The 14,946-nt window shown below is 64.2% G+C and carries 14 protein-coding genes; 11 read left to right on the top strand and 3 right to left on the bottom strand.

The genetic code is table 11. The annotated features are described in order from the left end of the window. Positions 1 to 4 precede the first annotated feature (4 nt). Positions 5 to 967 carry a LysR family transcriptional regulator gene (locus GJ672_RS08780; protein ID WP_154296824.1) on the top strand — a complete coding sequence of 321 codons (963 nt, stop codon included), beginning with the start codon at positions 5 to 7 and terminating at the stop codon, positions 965 to 967. Positions 968 to 974: 7 nt separating this feature from the next. Here the strand turns inward: GJ672_RS08780 and GJ672_RS08775 are convergent, their stop codons facing one another. The 3 genes from GJ672_RS08775 to glpK all read right to left on the bottom strand — a co-directional run bounded on the left by GJ672_RS08775 (position 975) and on the right by glpK (position 3,480). Then, positions 975 to 1,481, bottom strand: a complete 507-nt coding sequence (locus GJ672_RS08775) for a TspO/MBR family protein (protein WP_195759495.1) — start codon at positions 1,479 to 1,481, stop codon at positions 975 to 977. Positions 1,482 to 1,483: 2 nt separating this feature from the next. Then, positions 1,484 to 1,927: a VOC family protein gene (locus GJ672_RS08770; RefSeq protein WP_154296823.1), complete on the bottom strand. Its 444-nt coding sequence runs from the start codon at positions 1,925 to 1,927 to the stop codon at positions 1,484 to 1,486. A 65-nt stretch (positions 1,928 to 1,992) separates the two neighbouring features. After that, positions 1,993 to 3,480, bottom strand: a complete 1,488-nt coding sequence (gene glpK / locus GJ672_RS08765; RefSeq protein ID WP_154296822.1) for a glycerol kinase GlpK — start codon at positions 3,478 to 3,480, stop codon at positions 1,993 to 1,995. 151 nt (positions 3,481 to 3,631) lie between these two features. On the opposite strand from glpK, the gene GJ672_RS08760 reads away from it, so the two are divergent. The 10 genes from GJ672_RS08760 (at position 3,632) to GJ672_RS08715 (ending at position 14,932) form a co-directional block, all read left to right on the top strand. Further along, entirely contained in the window at positions 3,632 to 4,393 is a 762-nt protein-coding gene (locus GJ672_RS08760; RefSeq protein WP_154297110.1) for a DeoR/GlpR family DNA-binding transcription regulator, read from the top strand. Between the two features lie 110 nt (positions 4,394 to 4,503). Then, positions 4,504 to 6,033, top strand: coding sequence for a glycerol-3-phosphate dehydrogenase (glpD, locus tag GJ672_RS08755; protein ID WP_154296821.1), 1,530 nt, complete (start codon positions 4,504 to 4,506; stop codon positions 6,031 to 6,033). Beyond that, positions 6,033 to 7,118 (top strand): ABC transporter ATP-binding protein, encoded by a 1,086-nt coding sequence (locus GJ672_RS08750; protein ID WP_154296820.1) that lies wholly within the window; start codon positions 6,033 to 6,035, stop codon positions 7,116 to 7,118. The genes glpD and GJ672_RS08750 overlap by 1 nt, the downstream gene beginning before the upstream one ends. 5 nt (positions 7,119 to 7,123) lie before the next feature. Further along, positions 7,124 to 8,194 carry an ABC transporter ATP-binding protein gene (locus tag GJ672_RS08745; protein WP_154296819.1) on the top strand — a complete coding sequence of 357 codons (1,071 nt, stop codon included), beginning with the start codon at positions 7,124 to 7,126 and terminating at the stop codon, positions 8,192 to 8,194. A gap of 11 nt (positions 8,195 to 8,205) precedes the next feature. Continuing rightward, the gene (locus tag GJ672_RS08740; RefSeq protein ID WP_229381874.1) at positions 8,206 to 9,096 is read left to right on the top strand and encodes a carbohydrate ABC transporter permease; all 891 of its coding nucleotides are present in this window, start codon (positions 8,206 to 8,208) and stop codon (positions 9,094 to 9,096) included. Next, positions 9,093 to 9,923 (top strand): carbohydrate ABC transporter permease, encoded by an 831-nt coding sequence (locus GJ672_RS08735; protein ID WP_154296818.1) that lies wholly within the window; start codon positions 9,093 to 9,095, stop codon positions 9,921 to 9,923. The genes GJ672_RS08740 and GJ672_RS08735 overlap by 4 nt, the downstream gene beginning before the upstream one ends. Before the next feature lie 15 nt (positions 9,924 to 9,938). Beyond that, complete coding sequence (locus GJ672_RS08730) at positions 9,939 to 10,214, top strand: DUF2160 domain-containing protein (RefSeq protein WP_154296817.1); 276 nt, start codon at positions 9,939 to 9,941, stop codon at positions 10,212 to 10,214. Between the two features lie 64 nt (positions 10,215 to 10,278). Next, complete coding sequence (locus GJ672_RS08725; RefSeq protein WP_154296816.1) at positions 10,279 to 12,021, top strand: ABC transporter substrate-binding protein; 1,743 nt, start codon at positions 10,279 to 10,281, stop codon at positions 12,019 to 12,021. A 123-nt stretch (positions 12,022 to 12,144) separates the two neighbouring features. After that, complete coding sequence (locus GJ672_RS08720) at positions 12,145 to 14,673, top strand: heavy metal translocating P-type ATPase (protein ID WP_154296815.1); 2,529 nt, start codon at positions 12,145 to 12,147, stop codon at positions 14,671 to 14,673. Continuing rightward, positions 14,639 to 14,932 (top strand): metal-sensitive transcriptional regulator, encoded by a 294-nt coding sequence (locus tag GJ672_RS08715; protein ID WP_154296814.1) that lies wholly within the window; start codon positions 14,639 to 14,641, stop codon positions 14,930 to 14,932. The genes GJ672_RS08720 and GJ672_RS08715 overlap by 35 nt, the downstream gene beginning before the upstream one ends. Positions 14,933 to 14,946 lie beyond the last annotated feature (14 nt).

Genomic DNA, 14,946 nt, shown 5'->3' with positions numbered 1-14,946 from the left:
TGCCATGGATCGTGCAGCAGAAATGCACATGTTCGTGCGGGCCGTGGACAAGGGCAGCTTTTCCGCGGCGGCGCGGGATCTCGACCTGACCCCCTCGGCGGTGAGCAAACAGATTCGGCGCCTGGAAGACCGCCTGGGCGTGCGACTTTTCAATCGCACCACCCGCCGGGTCAGCCTCACCGAGGTGGGGCAGGCCTACTACGAGCGTTCGGCCCGCATCGTTCAGGAAATCGAGGAAGCTGAAGAAGCGGTCACCGCCCTCAATGAAAACCCCCGGGGCACGTTGCGGGTGGCGGCCACCTCGGCCTTTGGGCGGGTGGAGGTGCTGCCGCGAATGGCGGAGTTTCTGGAGCGCTATCCGGACCTCAACGTCGAGGTGGAGCTCACCGACCGGCATGTGGACCTCATCGAGGAAGGCATCGATGTGGCCATTCAGTGGCGCGAGCAGATGGAGGACCCATCGATGATCGCCCGGCGGCTGTGCGTCAATCGCCGCATCATCTGTGCATCACCGGATTACGTGGATCGCCATGGCAAACCCACCAGTCCCGAGGATCTGCTCAATCACAACTGCCTGACGCTCTACGAAGTGTCGCAGTTCAACGACTGGGCCTTTGAAGATGGTGAGCAGGGCCACCGGGTGATGCATGTCAAAGGCAACTTCCGCGCCAATACCGCCGACGCCCTGTACGAGGGAGCGCTGGCGGGCCTGGGCCTGGCGCGGCTGTCCACCTGGCTGGTGATGCCGGCCATTCGCCGGGGGGATCTGGTGCCGGTGCTGCCCCAGTATCCCCACGAGAGCTCGGCATATTTCCTGATCTACCCACACCGTCGCCATCTCTCCCGAAAGGTGCGGGCATTCGTGGACTTTCTGGTGGAAGTGTTTACCCCGGTCCCCCCGTGGGAGCGGGAGGGTCTGGAATTTACCGAGGCCGAGTGGGCCGAGCGGATCCGCCGCGAGGGCTAGTCGGGGTTCAGGCCGGCGGTGCCGGCCCGTTGAGCACGATAATGCCGATGTTCAGATAGCCGGCGAAAGTCAGCCATGCCAGGTAGGGCAGCAGCAGCCAGCCCGCCGGCGGATGAACGCGCCGGAATCGAACAATGGTCAGCGCCACCAGCAGCCACAGCACCACCAGGTTGACCAGCGCCAGATCCGGGCGGTGCCACTGGAAAAACACGATGCTCCAGAGCCCGTTGGCCCCCAGCTGGGCAATGAACGGCAGCAGCGCGGCCATGCCGGCCAGCAGCCCCACCCGCCGCCATACCATCCAGGCCGCGGCGATCATGGTGGCGTACAGCAGCGTCCACGCCACCGGGAACACCGCATTCGGTGGCGTGAGCGGGGGTTTTTGAAGCGCGGCGTACCAGTCCCCCGGGGGGCTGAGGATGCCGCCCATGGCGGTGACCACCACCAGCAGGGTCCAGCCGCCGAGACCCAGCAGGTCCCGGCGCCGATCATCCATGGGCAGCGTTGCGGCCATGACTACCAGCTCCCGGTGTTGGGCATGGACACCCAGGGTTCCTGCTCGGGCAGTGGGTCGCCGCTCTGCAGCAGTTCAATGGAGATGCCATCCGGCGACTTGACGAAGGCCATGCGGCCGTCCCGGGGTGGCCGGTTGATGGTGACCCCATTGTCCATCAGCCGTTGGCACAGGCCGTAAATGTCATTGACCCGATAGGCCAGGTGGCCGAAGTTGCGTCCGCCGCTGAAGGTTTCCGGGTCCCAGTTCCAGGTCAGTTCCAGCATCGGGGCCCGGTCATCGGAGCGGGCCCGGTCCACGTCCGCCGGCGCTGCCAGAAAAATCAGCGTGAAGCGCCCCGCCTCGTGGTCACGGCGGCTGATCTCTTCCATGCCCAGCAGCCCGCAGTAGAACCGCAGCGACTCGTCGATGTCGCTGATGCGCACCATGGTGTGGAGATACTGCATGCTCGCCTCCAGACAAAACGTCATGGTAGCCCGACCGTCGCCGGGCTGGCCATGTGCCGGGGTGATCAGGTGGTCAGCGTGCGCCGGACCGCGTCGTGCCAGCCCTCGACGATATGCTCCCGGGCACTGCGACTGATGGCGGGCTCGAAGCGCGCATCCAGTGCCCACTGGGAGTTGAGATCGTCCAGCGAGTTGTAGAAGCCGTGCTGCAGTCCGGCCAGATACGCCGCCCCCAGCGCCGTGGTCTCAATGACTTCCGGGCGTTCCACCGCCAGGCCGGTGAGGTCCGCCAGCCGCTGCAACAGCCAACTGTTGGCCACCATGCCGCCGTCCACCCGCAGGGTATTCTGTGGCGTGCTGGAATCGCCTGCCATGGCCTCCAGCAGGTCGCCGGTCTGCAGGCAGACCGAGTCCAGGGCGGCGTGAACAAACTCCGCCACGCCGGTGTTGCGATTCAGTCCATAAATGGCGCCCCGGGCATTGGGGTCCCACCAGGGAGCACCCAGGCCGGTGAAGGCGGGCACCAGGTACAGGCCTTCAGCTTCGGCGTCGTTGGCCAGCCCCTCGCTCTGGGAGGCGTGGGCGATGATGCCCAGTTCGTCCCGCAGCCATTGAATGGCGGCGCCGGCGATGAAAATCGCGCCCTCCAGGGCGTAGGTGGGCTTGCCGTTGATGCGATAGGCGGTGGTGGTGAGCAGGCGGTTACGGGAAGGCACCGCCTCCTCGCCGGTGTTGATCAGCGCAAAACAGCCGGTGCCGTAGGTGCTTTTGATCATGCCCGGCTCAAAACATCCCTGACCCACCACGGCGGCGTGCTGGTCGCCGGCGATGCCCTCCACCGGCAGCTCGGTGCCCAGCACCTCGGCGTCCGTGACGCCGAAGTCGGCGGCACTGTCCCGCACCTCCGGCAGGATGGCGCGAGGGATGTCGAACAGGGCCAGCAGCTCGTCATCCCAGGTCTGGCGGTGGATGTCGAACAGCAGCGTGCGGCTGGCGTTGGTGGCATCGGTGGCGTGGCTGCGGCCGCCGGTGAGTTTCCAGAGCAGCCAGGTGTCAACGGTGCCGAACGCCAGTTCGCCCTTTTCCGCGCGGGCCCGGGCGCCGGGCACGTTATCCAGTAGCCAGGCGATCTTGGTGGCCGAAAAGTAGGGGTCCAGCAATAGGCCGGTGCGTTCCGCCACCAGCGGTTCGTGGCCGGCGGCCTTGAGGGCGGCGCAGCGCTCGGCGGTGCGCCGGTCCTGCCAGACAATGGCGTTGTGGATGGGCTCGCCGGTGCGGCGGTCCCAGACGATGGTGGTCTCGCGCTGGTTGGTGATGCCGATGGTGCGGGCATGCACCCCCGCGGCCTTCGCCGCCTTCAATGCCCGGGTGCAGGTACTGACGGTGGAGTTCAACAGGTCCTGCGGGTCGTGCTCGACCCAGCCGCTGTGGGGATAGTGCTGGGGGAACTCCTGCTGTGAAGTGGCCATTATGCGGCCATCGGTGTCGAAAACGATGGCTCGTGAGCTGGTTGTGCCCTGATCGATCGCCAGGATGCCGTCGCGTTCAGCCATGCCGCTGCCCTCCTCCTCGTGCATTTGTTGCGCGCTTCGTCTGTCGCGGTATGATCGAATTCCGCCATGAAAAGTCAAGTTTGGCGTTCAAAGGCGAAAAATAACGAAAACCGGGAGGAGTGGGGTGGTCACCAGTGATGATGAGGGGCTAATGCTGAACGGGCGCCAGCAGGCCATCATGAACCTGATCCGCGAGCGCGGGTTCGCCTCGGTGGAGGGACTGGCGGAGCAGTTCGACGTCACCGCCCAGACCATTCGCCGGGACATTAACGATCTGTCCGGCGCCGGGCTGCTGCGGCGCTACCACGGCGGGGCCGGGTTGCCTTCCAGCGTCGAGAACGTCGCCTACCAGACCCGTCAGGTGCTCAATCCCGAAGCCAAGCAGCGAATCGGCGCGGCCATCGCCCAGCGCATACCCGACGAGGCGTCGCTGTACATCACCCTGGGCACCACCGCCGAGGCCGTGGCCGCGGCGCTGCGGGATCATCGCGGGCTGCGGGTGATCACCAACAATCTCAACGTCGCCATGCTGCTGGCGGACAGCGCCGAGAACGAAGTGATTGTCGCCGGCGGCGTGGTCCGTCATCGCGACCGGGGCATCACCGGCGAGGCCACCATCGACTTCATGAACCAGTTCAAGGTGGACTACGCCGTGATGGGGATCTCCGGGATTGATGCCGACGGCACCCTGCTGGATTTCGACTATCGCGAGGTTCGGGTGCTGCAGGGTCTGCTGGGCAATGCCCGGTCGGTATTGCTGGGCGCCGATCAGAGCAAGTTCGGTCGGCGGGCCCTGGTACGGGTGGCCCATCTCAACCAGATCAGCCAGGTGTACACCGATGCACCGCCATCCCCGCAGCTGCAGCAGCTGATGGCCGATCAGGGCGTGGAACTAATCGTCACCACGGAGTGATTTTCGTTAATTTTCGGGTTGACGGGTCAGTTTCCGGTGGTATGTTTGATTCCGAACATGAATAAGCGGCAACATAGTCGCGACTCACAGGCAACGGAGGAGAGGCATTCGTGTCTTCCACGGCTGAGCATTCAGACAGCTACGATGTGATCGTTGTTGGTGGCGGCATTAACGGCGCAGGTATTGCCCGCGATGCGGCCGGTCGCGGCTTGAAGGTCCTGCTGGTCGAGCAGGGTGATCTGGCGAATTACACTTCATCCGCCAGCACCAAGCTGGTCCACGGCGGCCTTCGCTATCTCGAGTACTACGAGTTCCGGCTGGTTCAGAAAGCCCTGAAAGAGCGGGAAGTGCTCATGGGCATCGCCCCGCACATCATCTGGCCGCTGCGCTTTGTCATGCCCCACGTCAAAGAACTGCGGCCGGCATGGATGATCCGCATGGGCCTCTTTCTGTATGACCACCTCGGCGGCCGCAAGAAACTGCCGGGCTCCAAGGGGATCAACCTGCAGCAGCACTATGCGGGACAGCCCCTGGACGACAGTCTTCGCAAGGGGTTCATGTACTCGGACTGCTGGGTCCAGGACTCCCGCCTGGTGGTGCTGAACTGCATGGACGTTGAGGCCCGCGGCGGCCGTGTCCTGCCCCGCACCCGCTGCACCGGCGCCCAGCGCAATGGCGACAGCTGGCAGGTGGAGCTCACCGACACCACCACGGACCAGAAGCAGACCATCCAGGCCCGCTCCGTGGTGAATGCCGCCGGCCCCTGGGTGGCCCGGCTGCTCAGCGACGCCATGCAGCGGAATGACGACAAGGATGTCCACCTGGTCAAGGGCAGTCATATCGTCGTGCCGTCCATGTTCGAACATGAAGATTCCTACCTGTTTCAGAACAACGACGGCCGCGTCATCTTCGCCATTCCCTACGAACAGCATTTCACCCTGATTGGCACCACCGACGTGGCCTATGAAGGCAACCCGGCCGAAGCGACGGCCAGTGACGAAGAGATTCAGTACCTCTGCGACGCGGTGAACCGTTATTTCAAGCGCGAAATCACCCCCGCCGACGTGGTCTGGACCTATTCCGGCGTCCGCGCGCTGTACGACGAGTCCGAAGAGGACAATGTCTCGGCGGTGAGTCGCGACTATAGTCTGGACCTGGATGACAGCGCCGCGCCGCTGTTGTCGGTGTTCGGCGGCAAGATCACCACTTACCGCACGCTGGCCCGCCAGGCCGTGGACCGGATCGCGCCGCTGCTGGGTGCGGAAATCACTGACTGGACTGGTGATCAGCCGCTGCCCGGGGGCGATATTCCCAATGGCGACTTCGAGGCCTATCTGGACGCCCTGCGCCAGTCCCGGCCCTGGTTGCCCGAGGACATGGCCTGGCGCCTGGCCCGCAACTACGGCACCGAGACCGAACGCATGCTGGGATCGGCGGCGTCGCTGGATGACCTGGGGGAGCATTTCGGAGCTGACCTGTATGAGGCGGAGCTCCGTTATCTGGCACAGTATGAATGGGCAATGACCGCCGAAGACGCCATCTGGCGTCGCACCAAAGTGGGCCTGATGCTGGACGAGAACCAGCGCCAGCGGGTCGGCACCTGGTTCGGCGGCGAAAATAAGAAGAGGGCAACTGCGTAATGAGCCTGGTTTTGGAGGGGGTGAGCCGCACCGTTGGGGGTGAGGTCCATCTTGAAGATATCAACCTGACCTTCGAGCGCGGGGAATTCAACGTGCTTATGGGTCTGACCCGGGCGGGCAAGACCACGCTCATGCGGGTCATGGCCGGGCTCGAGCCCCCCAGCAAGGGGCGGGTGCTCGAGGACAACGTGGACGTAACCGCCACGCCGGTCCAGAAGCGCTCGCTGGGCATGGTGTACCAGCAGTTCATCAACTACCCGGCGATGAGCTGCTACGACAACATCGCCTCGCCCCTGCGGCTGGCGAAACTCTCCAAGGCCGAGATCGATCGGCGGGTACGGGCCGAGGCCGAGCGCCTGGGCATTGACCACCTGCTGGATCGCATGCCCCTGGAAATGTCCGGTGGCCAGCAGCAGCGGTGCGCCATGGCCCGCGCTCTGGTGCGCGACGCCAAGCTGATCCTGCTGGACGAGCCACTGGTGAACCTCGACTACAAGCTCCGCGAGGGACTGCGGGCGGAACTGCGGGAACTGTTCAAGGACCGGGACACGGTCATTGTTTACGCCACCACCGAGCCTGAAGAGGCGCTGGTGCTGGGGGGCAAAACCGCGGTGCTCCACGAGGGTCGGCTGGTTCAGCATGGCCTGACCGCCGAGACCTATCGCAACCCCGCCACGGTGACGGTCTCCCAGGTGTTCTCCGATCCGCCCATGAACCTGATCGAAGCCGACGTCCGCGACGGGCGCATGGTGGTCGGTGGCCTGCTGGATGAGCCGCTGCCGGCCCACATGTCCGACCTGGCGCCGGGCAGTTACACCCTGGGCGTGCGGCCCCACCACCTGTTTGCGAGCAGCGTCGGGGAGCACGGCATTGACCTGGCGGGCACCGTGGAGGTGGCGGAGATTGCGGGCTCGGTGACCTATATTCATCTGGAAGTGGGCGGCCATGACTGGGTGGTGCTGGAGCGGGGCGTGCACATGGTCCATCCCGGCGAAGCCTTTAATGTGCACTTCGACCCGTCCCGCCTTTACGCCTTTGATCAAGAAGAGCGCCTGGTGGCCTCCCCGGCAACGGAGCGCGGATAAACGACATGGCAAGAATAGAACTCAGAAACCTCGGCCATCAGTACGCCCCCGGCGGCGACTACGCCCTGCAGCCGATGCAGCATGTCTGGGAAGACGGTGGCGCCTACGCCCTGCTGGGGCCGTCCGGCTGCGGTAAGACCACACTGCTGAACATCATCTCCGGGCTGGTGGCCCCCTCCGAGGGGCAGGTCATGTTCGATGAGACCGACGTGACCCACACGCGCACGGAAGACCGCAACATCGGTCAGGTTTTCCAGTTTCCGGTGATCTACGACACCATGAGCGTGTTCGACAATCTGGCGTTCCCGCTGCGCAACCGCCGCATGGACGAGGCCTACGTCAGCCAGCGGGTGCAGCACATCGCCACCATGCTGGGCCTGGAAGGAGCGCTCAATCGCCGGGCCAAGAACCTTACGGCGGATGCCAAGCAGAAAATTTCCCTGGGCCGCGGCCTGGTGCGCGAGGATGTTTCCGCGGTGCTGTTCGACGAGCCGCTCACCGTGATTGATCCCCATCTGAAGTGGCAGCTGCGCCGCAAGCTGCGGGAGATTCATGAGCAGCTGGCCCTGACCCTGGTTTACGTCACCCACGATCAGACCGAGGCACTGACCTTTGCCGACAAGGTGGCCGTCATGCTGGCCGGGCAGGTGCTGCAGTTGGGCACGCCCCAGGAGCTCTTCGAGCGGCCGGCTCACACGTTCGTCGGTTACTTCATCGGCAGCCCGGGCATGAATTTCATGGAGTGCACAGTGGATGGCTCCCGCGCCATTGTCGATGGCGAGCACATCACGGTGGACCCCGCCATGGCGGAGGCGGCCCGTCAGCACGGCGGCTCGCTGCAGCTCGGCATCCGGCCCGGCCTGATCCGCGCCGCCGGCGAGGGTGAGAGCGGACACCGGGTCCAGGTCCATTCGGTGGAAGATCTGGGTGACTACCAGCTGGTGACGGGCTACCTGGGCAATCACCGGGTGCATGTGCGCCTGGATGAATCAGAAAAAATCGGCAGCGACGGGTTGCAGGTGGTGTTCCCCACCGAGAACGCGCTGCTGTACGCCGACGACCGGCTCGTCGGCTAGGGGGAGACGACGTGGATAAAACCGAATATCAAAAAGCGTGGTTCATGGTGCTGCCGGTGCTGGTGCTGGTGGCCTTTACCGCCATCATCCCGCTGATGACCGTGGTCAACTACTCGATTCAGGACATCCTGGGGCGGTCGGCGTTTTTTGTTGGCGGTGACTGGTTTCGGGAAACCCTCCAGAACCCCCAGCTGCAAGCGGCCCTGGGACGCCAGTTCTTCTTCTCGTTCACCATTCTGGCGATTCAGGTGCCGCTGGGTATCGGAATCGCGCTGCTCATGCCCAAAAAGGGCTGGCAGGCATCCGCCGTGCTGATCCTCATTGCCATGCCGCTGCTCATCCCCTGGAACGTGGTCGGCAGTATCTGGCAGATCTTCACTCGTGGGGATATCGGGCTGGCCGGGTACACCCTCAATAACGTCCTGGGCGTCAGCTACAACATTACCCGCAGCTCGCTGGACGCCTGGGTCACTATCATCCTTATGGATGTCTGGCACTGGACGCCACTGATCGCGCTTCTGTGTTACAGCGGCCTGCGGGCGATCCCCGAGGCCTATTACCAGGCCGCCCGCATCGACCGGGCCTCCCGCTGGGCGATCTTCCGCTACATCGAGCTGCCCAAACTCACCAATGTGCTGGTCATCGGCGTGCTGCTGCGGTTCATGCACTCGTTCATGATTTACGCCGAGCCCTTCGTGCTCACCGGTGGCGGGCCCGGCAGCTCCACCACGTTCCTGAGTCAGACGCTGACCACCATGGCCGTGGCCCAGCAGGACCTCGGTCCGTCGGCGGCGTTTTCCATCATTTACTTCCTGATCGTTCTCGCGGTGAGCTACGTGTTTTACGTCACCATCATGAATATGCAGAAAGAACGCCTGGCTGATGTGGGAGGTGGCAAATGAGCGCCGCCACCAACGGTCAGCGCAACGGCGTGCTCCGCAACCGCCTGCTGCTGGCGCTCTATATCACCTTCACACTGCTGCCGCTGTACTGGCTGCTGAACATGTCGTTGCAGACCAACCGGGAAATTCTGGGGCAGTTCACCCTGTGGCCGGAGAACCCGACGCTGCAGGCCTACATCGGCATCTTCACCGACTCCACCTGGTACATGGGGTACGTCAACTCCCTGACCTACGTGCTGATGAACATGACCATCAGCATCCTGGTGGCGCTGCCGGCGGCCTATGCCTTCAGCCGCTATCGCTTCATCGGTGACAAGCACCTGTTCTTCTGGCTGCTGACCAACCTGATGGCGCCGCCGGCGGTGTTCCTGGTGCCGTACTTCCAGCTGTATTACACCGTGGGGCTGTTTGACACCCACATTGCCGTGGCCATGGCGCACTGCCTGTTCAATATCCCGCTGGCGGTGTGGATCCTGGAAGGGTTCATGCGTGGCGTGCCCAAGGAGGTGGACGAGACCGCCTACATCGACGGGTACAGCTATCCGGCCTTCTTCATCAAGATTTTCATTCCCATGATCCGCTCGGGTATCGGCGTGACGCTGTTCTTCCTGTTCATGTTCTCGTGGGTGGAACTGCTGCTGGCCCGCTCGCTGACGGCGACCAACGCCATGCCCATCGGCACCGTAATGACCCGGACCTCCACAGCCAGTGGCGTTGACTGGGCCACGCTGTCCGCTGCGGGTGTGCTCACCATCGTGCCGGGGATTCTGGTGATCTATTTCGTTCGTAACCACATCGCCAAGGGCTTTGCCCTGGGCCGGACATAAGGGGGGGACCGGCACATGCTCGACTGGATGGTCTGGACTCCCATTACCGCGGTGTTTTTCATCGCCATCGCCTCGGCGCTGGCGGCGATGACGGTCTGGGAACTGGTGTCTCCCACGCAGGAGCGCAAGGGCTTTCTGCCCATTGCCACCACGCGGGGTGACCGGTTTTTCATCGGCCTGCTGACATCGGCCTATATTCACGTGTTTTTTGTCGGATTTACCGACATCAGTCTTTGGGTAGCGCTGGGGCTGCAGCTCGTCTGGATGGCGATTCTGCTGCGCTGGGGTTAACCCGGAGTGAGGAAGAGAGTCCCCGATCAGGGGATATCCAACAGAAGAAAGCTACGAGGTAGTCATGAAGAAAAATAGTCTGATCCTGGCGGCGCTCGCCGGCGCCCTGGCCGCAGGGCCGGGCATGGCGTTTGCCGACAATCACGACCGCGATGCTGTTATTGAGCGGCTGGTTGACGAGGTGTTCGTCAACTCGACGCTTTCAAGGGAGGAGCAGATTGCAGAGCTGGAATGGTTTGCCGAAGCGGCCGAACCACTCCGTGGGCTTGAAATCAGCACCGTTGCCGAGACGCTAGCGGTTCACATTTTTGAACGGGACGTGCTGGCTCCGGCCTTCACCGAGCTCACGGGTATTGAGGTGACTCACAACATCATCGGTGAGGGTGACCTGGTTGATACCATGCAGACCCAGATGCAGACTGGTCGTAACATCTACGACGGCTACATCAACGACTCCGATGCCATCGGCACCCATATCCGCTACGGCACCACCATCAACCTCTCCGAAGCCATGGAGAACGAGTGGGCGGACTTCACCCTGCCGACCCTGGACCTGGATGACTTCATCGGCATTCAGTACACCACCGGCCCGGATGGCAGCATTTTCCAGCTGCCGGCCCAGCAGTTCGCGAACCTTTACTGGTTCCGTTATGACTGGTTCACCGATCCGGATCTCCAGGCGCAGTTCGAGGACATCTACGGCTATGAGCTGGGTGTTCCCCTGAACTGGACCGCTTATGAGGAGATCGCCGAGTTCTTCACCGAGCACGTTGGTGAGATCGATGGTGAGCGTATCTATGGTCACATGGACTATGGTCGCCGCCACTTCTCCCTGGGATGGCGCTTCCATGACTCCTGGCTGTCCATGGCCGGCATGGGCAGCACCGGCGTGCCGTTCGGTAACCCCGTGGACGACTGGGGCTGCCGGGTGGACGAGGACGCCAACCCGGTGGGTTGTAGTGTAACCCGCGGTGGTGGCACCAATGCGCCGGCGTCGGTGTTCGCCATGACCAAGGCCGTTGACTGGTTGCACGCCTACGCACCGCCGGAGGCCGCTGGCATGACCTTTGGCGAGGCCGGTCCTGTGCCTGCCGAGGGCAACATCGCTCAGCAGATTTTCTGGTACACCGCCTTTACTGAGGCCATGGTCGACCCCGAGGTGGCCGTGACCGATGACGAGGGCAACCCGCTGTGGCGGATGGCACCGTCACCGGTGGGCCCGTACTGGGAAGAGGGCATGAAGGTGGGTTATCAGGACGTGGGCTCCTGGACCTTCTTTGACTCTACGCCTGAGGATCGTCGCACCGCGGCCTGGCTGTTCGGTCAGTTCACCGTGGCCAAGACCACCTCGCTGGAGAAGCTGATGGCGGGCCTGACGCCGATTCGTCGGTCCGACATCTTCTCCGACCAGATGACCGAGCGGGCTCCGCAGCTGGGTGGTCTGGTGGAGTTCTACCGCAGCCCGAACGAGAGCTTCTGGACGCCGACAGGAACCAACATTCCTGACTATCCGCGTATGGCTCCGCTCTGGTGGCAGAACCTGGCTCCGGTCATGAGCCGTGAGGTGACGCCGCAGGAAGGCCTCGACAACCTGGCGCAGGCACTGGACCGCACCATGGATCGTCTGGCCCGGGCCGAGGTGTTTGACACCTACGCACCGGTGATGAACGAGGCACGGGATCCGGAGTACTGGCTGAGTCAGCCGGGCGCACCCAAGCCGCGTCTCGACAATGAGATGCCGCAGGGTGAGACCATGGACTACGACCAGATGATGGAAGAGTGGATGGCCGCCGGTGAGCGCGACTAAACACTGAGACCATCAGTCCAGCGTAAAAGGGGCCTTCGGGCCCCTTTTTTTGTGTGTGCATTTGACCGACCCCCCGGGGGGAGGGGTATGCTGGCTGCACATTGGCAATGGCGGATAGGATTCATGTCAGCGAAGCAAACCGAATTGATGGTCACCAGCTTGACCTGCGGCAGTTGCGTCCACCACGCCGAAACGGCTCTTACCGGCGTCTCCGGGGTTGAGTCGGCCTCGGTCAACCTCGCCACCGGCCGTGCCCATCTGACCCTGTCCGACTCCGCCGACACCACCGCGGTGCTGGCGGAGGCGGCCAACGCGCTGGACCAGGCGGGTTATCCGCCGGCCCGGGACTCCATCACCCTGAACCTGACCGGCGTAACCTGTGGCGGTTGCGTCCGCCGCGTGGAACAGGCCTTGGCCGGGGTCCCCGGCGTGCTTGAGGCCAGCGTCGATCTGGGCCTGAGCCGCGCCCGGGTCAGCGTGCTCAGCGGCGCCGTTTCCCGCCCCGATCTGGTGGCCGCCGTAGAAGCTGCCGGATACGGCGTTGAGCAGGGCGCCAGCGACGGCGAAGGCCACGGGGCGGACGCCGGCGCGGATCTGTCCGCCGTGCAGGCCCGTGAGGAGGGTGCACTGCGTCGGCAGATGATTATCGCGGCGTCATTTACCCTGCCCCTGGTTATCATTGCCATGGGCCGTCACGTCCCGGGTGGCCACGAGTTCTTTACCCAGTGGATGCCTGAGCGGGCCTGGGTCGCCCTGGAATTCCTGCTGGTCACGCCGGTGATGTTCTGGGCGGGCCGTGGTTTCTTTGAGCGCGGTATCAAGGAAATGCGCCACCTGGCGCCGGCCATGAGCAGCCTGGTGATGATCGGCACCGGTGCGGCCTATTTCTATTCACTGCTCGCCCTGCTGGTGCCGGGGATATTCCCCGAAGGCACCGCCAGCAGCTACTTCGAGGCCGCCGGCGTCATCATTACGCTGGTGCTGGTGGGCCGTTATCTCGAGCAGATTGCCCGGGGCCGGACCTCCCAGGCGATCCGGGCGTTGCTGGAACTGCAGTCCCGCACGGCCCGGGTCATGCGCGACGGCGAGCCGGTGGAAGTGGACATCGATGACGTCCGGGTGGATGACCACGTGCTGGTTCGTCCGGGGGAGCGGATCCCGGTGGACGGTGAACTGGTCGAGGGCCACTCCCGGGTGGATGAGTCCATGGTCACCGGCGAACCGGTGCCGGTGTCCAAGGCCGCCGGCGATGAGCTGGTGACCGGCACCGTCAATGGCCAGGGCTCACTGGTGTTCCGGGCAACCCGCGTGGGCGGCGACACCGTGCTGGCACAGATCATCGGCATGGTAGAACGCGCCCAGGCCGAGAAACCGCCGATTCAGGCACTGGCGGACCGCATCGCCGGCGTGTTCGTGCCGGTGGCCATCGCCGTGGCGCTGCTGACCGCGGTGACCTGGCTGGCCATCGGGCCGGAGCCGGTGCTCTCCTATGCCTTCGTGGCCTCGGTCAGCGTGCTCCTGATTGCCTGTCCCTGTGCCATGGGCCTGGCGGCTCCCACCGCGGTCATGGTGGCCATTGGCAAGGGGGCGTCCAACGGCATGCTCATGCGCCGCGGCGCGGCCCTCGAGGCCCTGGCCAAGGCGGATACGGTGGTGCTGGACAAAACCGGCACCCTGACCCTGGGTCGCCCCCAGCTCACCGAGCTGGAAGTGGCCGCCGGTGCCGAGGACGAAACCCTGCGGCTGGTGGCCGCCGTGGAGCAGCACAGCGAGCACCCGCTGGCTGCTGCCATTGTTGAGGCGGCCAAATCCCGCGGCTTGAGCATTCCCGCCGCCAGTGAGTTTCAGTCGGTCACCGGTTTCGGCGTCGAAGCTCAGGTGGAGGGACGTTACGTGCACATTGGCGCGGCGCATTACATGGAATGGCTCGGTGTCAACGTCGACAGCGTGGCGGACACGGTTCAGCGCTTGGCCGATGATGCACGCACCACCCTGTATGCCGCCGTGGACGGTCAGCTGGTGGGGGTGCTCGGCATTGCGGACCCCGCTCGCGAGGAAAGCGCCTCGGTGGTCGCCACCCTAAAAACCCTGGGTCTGCAGGTGGCCATGGTCACCGGTGACCAGGCGGCCACTGCCAACGCCCTGGCCCGTCAGCTGGGCATTGATGAGGTGATGGCCGGAGTCCGGCCGGATGGCAAGGCCCGGGAGGTCGAGCGCCTGCAGAATGAGGGCCGGCGAGTGGCCTTTGTTGGTGACGGCATTAACGACGCGCCGGCGCTGGCCCGCGCCGATGTGGGGATCGCCATCGGCACCGGCACGGACGTGGCCATCGAGGCCGGCGATGCGGTGCTCATGCGCCCGGATCTCAACGGCATACTGGATGCGGTTGAGTTGGCTCGCCGCGCCCATCGCACCATCAAGGGCAACTTCTTCTGGGCCTACGGCTACAACACCCTGCTGATCCCGGTGGCAGCGGGTGCCCTGTTCCCCCTCACGGGCTGGCTCCTCAACCCCATGGCCGCTTCCGCCGCCATGAGCCTCTCCAGCCTGTTCGTGCTCAGCAACTCACTGCGGCTCCGAGGCTTCCAGCCGCGCCATCAAAGACAGGAGCGTACCGATGGACGACATGACCCAGTGCCAGCTCGCGCTTGATCCGGAGGTCCGCGAGTCCGCCCGGCGTCGACTGGCCTCGGTCCGGGGCCACGTCGAGGGCATTGTCCGAATGCTGGAGCGGGATGACGTGTACTGCGTTGACGTGTTGCGCCAGCTAAAGGCCGTGGATGGTGCCCTGGCCAAGGTGGGGGACTCGGTGCTTCGCAGCCACCTCCATCACCACGTCACCAGCGCTCAGGCGCGGGGTGACGCGGATCAGATGGTGGACGAACTCATGGAGATCATGAAATACCGTTGATCGATGGCGGCGGC

Source organism: Spiribacter sp. 2438, from assembly GCF_009676705.1.
Classification (GTDB): domain Bacteria; phylum Pseudomonadota; class Gammaproteobacteria; order Nitrococcales; family Nitrococcaceae; genus Spiribacter.
Note: the sequence above shows the minus strand (reverse complement) of the source record. Positions and strands in the feature narration are given on the sequence as shown.

Excerpts from the sequence above, each read along its gene's own strand:
- GJ672_RS08780 (WP_154296824.1), top strand. The coding sequence starts at position 5 with ATGGATCGTGCAGCAGAAATGCACATGTTCGTGCGGGCCGTGGACAAG.
- GJ672_RS08775 (WP_195759495.1), bottom strand. The coding sequence starts at position 1,481 with ATGGCCGCAACGCTGCCCATGGATGATCGGCGCCGGGACCTGCTGGGT.
- GJ672_RS08770 (WP_154296823.1), bottom strand. The coding sequence starts at position 1,927 with ATGCAGTATCTCCACACCATGGTGCGCATCAGCGACATCGACGAGTCG.
- glpK (WP_154296822.1), bottom strand. The coding sequence starts at position 3,480 with ATGGCTGAACGCGACGGCATCCTGGCGATCGATCAGGGCACAACCAGC.
- GJ672_RS08760 (WP_154297110.1), top strand. The coding sequence starts at position 3,632 with ATGCTGAACGGGCGCCAGCAGGCCATCATGAACCTGATCCGCGAGCGC.
- GJ672_RS08750 (WP_154296820.1), top strand. The coding sequence starts at position 6,033 with ATGAGCCTGGTTTTGGAGGGGGTGAGCCGCACCGTTGGGGGTGAGGTC.
- GJ672_RS08745 (WP_154296819.1), top strand. The coding sequence starts at position 7,124 with ATGGCAAGAATAGAACTCAGAAACCTCGGCCATCAGTACGCCCCCGGC.
- GJ672_RS08735 (WP_154296818.1), top strand. The coding sequence starts at position 9,093 with ATGAGCGCCGCCACCAACGGTCAGCGCAACGGCGTGCTCCGCAACCGC.
- GJ672_RS08730 (WP_154296817.1), top strand. The coding sequence starts at position 9,939 with ATGCTCGACTGGATGGTCTGGACTCCCATTACCGCGGTGTTTTTCATC.
- GJ672_RS08725 (WP_154296816.1), top strand. The coding sequence starts at position 10,279 with ATGAAGAAAAATAGTCTGATCCTGGCGGCGCTCGCCGGCGCCCTGGCC.
- GJ672_RS08720 (WP_154296815.1), top strand. The coding sequence starts at position 12,145 with ATGTCAGCGAAGCAAACCGAATTGATGGTCACCAGCTTGACCTGCGGC.
- GJ672_RS08715 (WP_154296814.1), top strand. The coding sequence starts at position 14,639 with ATGGACGACATGACCCAGTGCCAGCTCGCGCTTGATCCGGAGGTCCGC.